The sequence below is a fragment of the Mesorhizobium sp. M1E.F.Ca.ET.063.01.1.1 genome, from assembly GCF_003998155.1.
Classification (GTDB): domain Bacteria; phylum Pseudomonadota; class Alphaproteobacteria; order Rhizobiales; family Rhizobiaceae; genus Mesorhizobium.
Map to the genome: position 1 here is coordinate 1 of NZ_RZSC01000426.1, position 5,132 is coordinate 5,132.

The 5,132-nt window shown below is 64.3% G+C and carries 3 protein-coding genes and 1 pseudogene; 3 read left to right on the forward strand and 1 reads right to left on the reverse strand.

Features of this window, described 5'->3' with window-relative positions; all coding sequences use genetic code 11:
• Positions 1 to 234 precede the first annotated feature (234 nt).
• From EOA29_RS24425 to EOA29_RS24435, 3 genes are all read left to right on the forward strand, one after another.
• Positions 235 to 978, forward strand: coding sequence for a 2OG-Fe(II) oxygenase (locus tag EOA29_RS24425; RefSeq protein WP_126095977.1), 744 nt, complete (start codon positions 235 to 237; stop codon positions 976 to 978).
• A 263-nt stretch (positions 979 to 1,241) separates the two neighbouring features.
• Positions 1,242 to 2,864 (forward strand): ABC-F family ATP-binding cassette domain-containing protein, encoded by a 1,623-nt coding sequence (locus EOA29_RS24430; RefSeq protein ID WP_126094738.1) that lies wholly within the window; start codon positions 1,242 to 1,244, stop codon positions 2,862 to 2,864.
• A gap of 311 nt (positions 2,865 to 3,175) precedes the next feature.
• Positions 3,176 to 4,600, forward strand: coding sequence for a hypothetical protein (locus EOA29_RS24435; RefSeq protein WP_126094737.1), 1,425 nt, complete (start codon positions 3,176 to 3,178; stop codon positions 4,598 to 4,600).
• Positions 4,601 to 4,665: 65 nt separating this feature from the next.
• Here the strand turns inward: EOA29_RS24435 and EOA29_RS24440 are convergent.
• Positions 4,666 to 5,132, reverse strand: a pseudogene (locus tag EOA29_RS24440) (hypothetical protein); the annotation flags it as partial.

Sequence of the window (5,132 nt, forward strand, 5' to 3'; positions counted from 1 at the left end):
CCCTGTGGGAGAAGGTGGATCGGCGCGATAGCGCCGAGACGGATGAGGGGTGTTCCAGCCGGGCGATAGGCTTGAAATCGCCACCGCTTCACTCCTTCCAATCCTCCTCATCCGTCGCCTTCGGCGACAGCTTCTCCCACAAGGGGGGAGGGGAAACCCGCGCCCATCTCCGCAGGAATCGGGTGGCCGCGACATCGCCTCCGCCCCACTTTGATCACATCAAAGGAGGCGACCATTACCATCCACTCCCTGAACACGAAGCGCACCAGCCGCTCAGCCGAATCCCGCGTCGCCGCGCAGAACTGGCGCGCTCTGGTCTCGGAGCTCAACACCCACGGCTCAGCCGTCATGCCCGGCCTGCTGTCGCCCGAGGAATGCGCCGAAATCGCCGCGCTCTATCCGCACGAGGAGCATTTCCGCAGCCATGTGGTGATGGCCCGCCATGGCTTCGGCAAGGGCGAGTACCGCTATTTCCGCTATCCGCTCCCCGATCTGATCGAAGGCCTGCGCACCGCACTCTATCCACGGCTCGCCACGGTCGCCAACGACTGGAACGAGAAGATGGGTGCCGCCCTTCGCTACCCTTCCGACCACGCCGCCTTCCTCAAGCGCTGCCATGACGAGGGCCAGACCAAGCCGACGCCGCTGCTCTTGCAATACGGCCCCGGCGACTTCAACTGCCTGCATCAGGACCTCTACGGCGCGCTCGCCTTTCCGCTGCAGGTGGCGATCCTTCTGTCCCAGCCCGGCGAGGATTTCGAAGGCGGCGAGTTCGTGCTGACCGAACAGCGCCCGCGCATGCAGAGCCGCGCCGAGGTGGTGCCATTGAGGAAAGGCGATGCGGTGATCTTCGCCGTGCACAACCGTCCAGTACAGGGCACGAAAGGGTACTATCGCGTCAACCTCCGCCACGGCGTCAGCCGCCTGCGCTCGGGGCGGCGGCATACGGTGGGGATCATTTTTCACGACGCCAAGTAGGGCGCGGCTGATCTCCCCCCTCGAGGGGGAGATGTCGCCAAAGGCGACAGAGGGGGTCGCCGCGCGTGGAGCGCCAGCCTCTTATCCGCTTCGACAAAACGTCGGCACTCTAAGTGAGACGACCCCCTCTGGCCTGCCGGCCATCTCCCCCTCAAGGGGGGAGATCACCTCATCTGCGGCGTTTGCGCTCTTTCCTCCGCTCCCTCATTCGCGTATGCCCCGGGCAAATCCCGCCATCTCAGCGCATCTACCCGGACCGTCCCATGATCCGCCTCGAAAACATCGGCAAGCAGAACGGCCGTCAGATCGTCTTCATCGAAGCCTCGGCCGCCTTGCTGAAGGGCGAGAAGATCGGACTCGTCGGCCCGAATGGCGCCGGCAAGACGACGCTGTTCCGCATGATCATCGGTGAGGAACAGCCCGACGAGGGGCAGGTCTCGATCGATCGCGGCGTGACCATCGGCTATTTCAGCCAGGATGTCGGCGACATGGGGGGATTGAGCGCCGTCGCCGAGGTGATGGAGGGCGCCGGCCCGGTGAGCGCGGTCGCCGCCGAGATGCGCGAACTCGAGCATGCGATGGGCGATCCTGAGCGCGCCGACGAGATGGACGAAATCATCGAGCGCTACGGCGAGTTGCAGCACCGCTTCGAGGAGCTCGATGGCTATGCGCTGGACGGCCGCGCCCGCGAGGTGCTGGACGGCCTGGGCTTCAGCCAGGAGATGATGGACGGCGACGTCGCAAAACTCTCCGGCGGCTGGAAGATGCGCGTCGCGCTCGCCCGCATCCTTTTGATGCGGCCCGACGTCATGTTGCTCGACGAGCCGAGCAACCACCTCGACCTCGAAAGCCTGATCTGGCTCGAAAAATTCCTCAAGGATTACGACGGCGCGCTGCTGATGACCTCGCACGACCGCGAGTTCATGAACCGCATCGTCTCCAAGGTGATCGAGATCGACGCCGGCGCGCTCACCTCCTATTCCGGCAATTACGAATTCTACCAGGAGCAGCGGGCGCTTGCCGACAAGCAGCTTCAGGCACAGTTCGAGCGCCAGCAGGCGATGCTTGCCAAGGAGATCGCTTTCATCGAGCGCTTCAAGGCGCGCGCCTCGCACGCGGCGCAAGTGCAGAGCCGGGTGAAGAAGCTCGACAAGATCGACCGCGTCGAGCCGCCGAAGCGGCGCCAGACGGTGGCCTTCGAGTTCCAGCCGGCGCCGCGCTGCGGCGAGGACGTGGCGACGCTGAAGGGTATCCATAAGAGCTATGGCAGCCGCACCATCTATGCCGGCCTCGACTTCCAGGTGCGCCGGCGCGAGCGCTGGTGCGTGATGGGCGTCAACGGCGCCGGCAAGTCGACGCTTCTGAAGCTGGTCGCCGGCGCCTCCGAGCCGGACCAGGGCACCGTCGCGCGGGGCCCGAGCGTCAAGATGGGCTATTTCGCCCAGCACGCCATGGAGCTGCTCGACGGCGAGCGCACCGTTTTCCAGACGTTGGAAGACAATTTCCCGCAGGCCGGCCAGGCGCCGCTCAGGGCTTTGGCCGGCTGTTTCGGCTTTTCCGGCGACGAGATCGAGAAGAAGTGCCGCGTGCTCTCAGGCGGCGAGAAGGCCCGCCTTGTGATGGCGCTGATGCTGTTCGATCCGCCCAACCTCCTGGTGCTCGACGAGCCGACCAACCATCTCGACATAGCGACCAAGCAGATGCTGATCGAGGCGCTCTCGCAGTACGAAGGCACGATGCTCTTCGTCTCGCACGACCGCCACTTCCTGGCCGCGCTCTCCAACCGTGTGCTGGAGCTCACCCCCGACGGCATCCACACCTATGGCGGCGGCTATACGGAGTATGTCGCCCGCACCGGCCAGGAAGCGCCGGGGCTGAGAGGGTAGAGGAAGGCTGCTCGCCTTAGTGGAATTCAGCCGGCGCCCGGACGGGGAACGTTGCCCCATTGATCGTCGATCAGTCGTGATGTGTTTTTCGTTTGTCAGGCTCCGTCGTTTGAAGGGGTGCCCGCGAGGCCGAAGAGGCACTTATCGGGCTTGAAAAAAGTGACGCTGGCGGAACATCGCGCAAGCGTCTGGAAACCCACGATAACCTTAATTTTTGTTTGTCTCGCGGAGGCTTCCCGTACGGATTGTAAAGGGATAGATTAGCAATTCATTAAGTATTCGGCGGGAGTGAGCGTAAGAGGTGTAGCGTTATGAATTTCAAATCCCTGATCAAGCGTGCCGAAAACGTAGACAAGGAATTTCAAGAGCTCCAGTCGGATCTGGCCGAGGCCTTCGAGGAATGTCTCGCGTCTGACGAACAGACGTCCTTGGAGGACGATACGGTCGCCGGGGAGGAGCTGGCGGCAAGCGATGAGGGTCCGCCGCCCGAAGGCCAGCCGGAGCCGGCGGCATCTCGGCTGACGCCGCATACCCAGACGCGGCTGGCCGCGCTGGAGGCTGTCGCCGGGCTTTTCCGTGACGGACAGGGCCATCTCGAGGAAATCGAGGCGAGGCTGGGCGAGATCGCCACCGCGCACCAGATGACGCGCGAGATCCTGAATGTCCTGCATCGCGATGCGCTCCGCGCCAATGAGCTGGAGCTGGCAAATGCGGCTCTGGGCGCCGAACACAAGACCATGTCGGAACAATTGCTCGACGCCGCCAGGAAGCAGCGCGAACGCGACGGCGCGGCCGAAGCCTGGCAACAGCGCGAGGCAAGCCTTGTCCAGGACCGGGAGTCGCTGCGCGAGGCGCTTGCGGCGGTGCGGCTCGAACTGGTCGAGATGGGCAATGAGAGCGCCAAGCGCGAGGCGGAGTTCGGCGAGATCGTCAAGTCGCTGGCCGCCAAGACCGTCGAGGCCGACAGGCGCGCCGCCGAGAACAAGCTGTTGCGCGAAAAGCAGGTCGGCCTTTCCGTCGAGTTGGAGCAGGCGCAGAAGCGCGAGGCGGAGGCCCGGCACAAGTTCGACGAGTTCGCCGCAACCCATGCCAACGAAACGGCGCGCGTCGCCGACCTGATGGCCCAACTCGGCAGGCACGAGAAGGAAGAGGCCCGGCTGCAGAAGTCGCTGGAGACGACGCAGGCCAAGCTTGCCGAGGTAACCGAGGCGGCCCGCATTGCCGAAAGCGATGGCGCGGCCGAGCTCGCGCGGAGCCATGCCGAGAACCGCGGATTGCGTTCCGAGATCCAGGAACTACAAACCCGCCTCGAGCAGGCCTCGAACGACCAGAGCGAAGCCTCGACCGAGATGACCAGGCTCAAGGTTCAGTTGAACGATGCCGTGACCGAACGGCAGATCGCGGAAGAAAGGCTGGCCGTTCTCAGGGACGAAAGCGAAATCGACAAGAAGAACCTGTCGGTCGCCAGCACCAATCTCTCGCAGCTCACCTTGCAGCAGGCGTCCGACCAGATCCAGCTCGATATCCAGAAGCAGGAATGCGAGGACCTGCGAGCCGAGATCGTGACGCTGAACGCCCGCATCAAGGAGCTATTGCCCTACGAGCGGCTGCACAGGGTGACGGATGCGAGGTCGCGCAGCGACGTTGCGCCTCCCGCGAACGGCATCATCGCGGAAGTGGCGCGTCCCACCGCCCGGCGCACGCCTCGGCGCAACCTGCGTCTCAACGCGGGCTGAGATCAGAGCAATTCCGGGAAAGTGTGTAACGGTTTCCGGAATTGCGCAAAAACAAATAGTTATAGCTACTTGCCGGCCATATGGTCGGCAAGCTCCTGCGCCTGAGCAAGCAGCGCCGGGAAGGTCGGGTCGTCCGGCAGGCGCTCGCCCATGCAGGCGCGATAGTCGCCGTCGCCTTTTTCCCAGGCGGCGTTGGCGGAATCATAGGCCTGCTGGTCCTTGAGGTCCGAACCCTGATATTCCTGCTGGAATTTCTGCGCGGTGGCATCCGCCGCGGTCCACAAGGCCTCGCAGGCCGCAATCTTTGGAACGGCAGGAGCCGCCGGCGCCTCGGCGATCAGGACGCGATCGCCCTTGACGACCGCGACGACGACCTGCTGGTCGTAGATCGGCCCGACGTCCTGCGTCCAGCCGCCGAGCCGAGCGATGGCGATGTCGGCGCCTTCCGGCTTCTTCAGCGCAAAGTCGAGCGTCTTGACGAAAGCGGCGTCGCTGCCGATGGCCTGGGCGTAGAAGCCATCGAGCTTCAGCG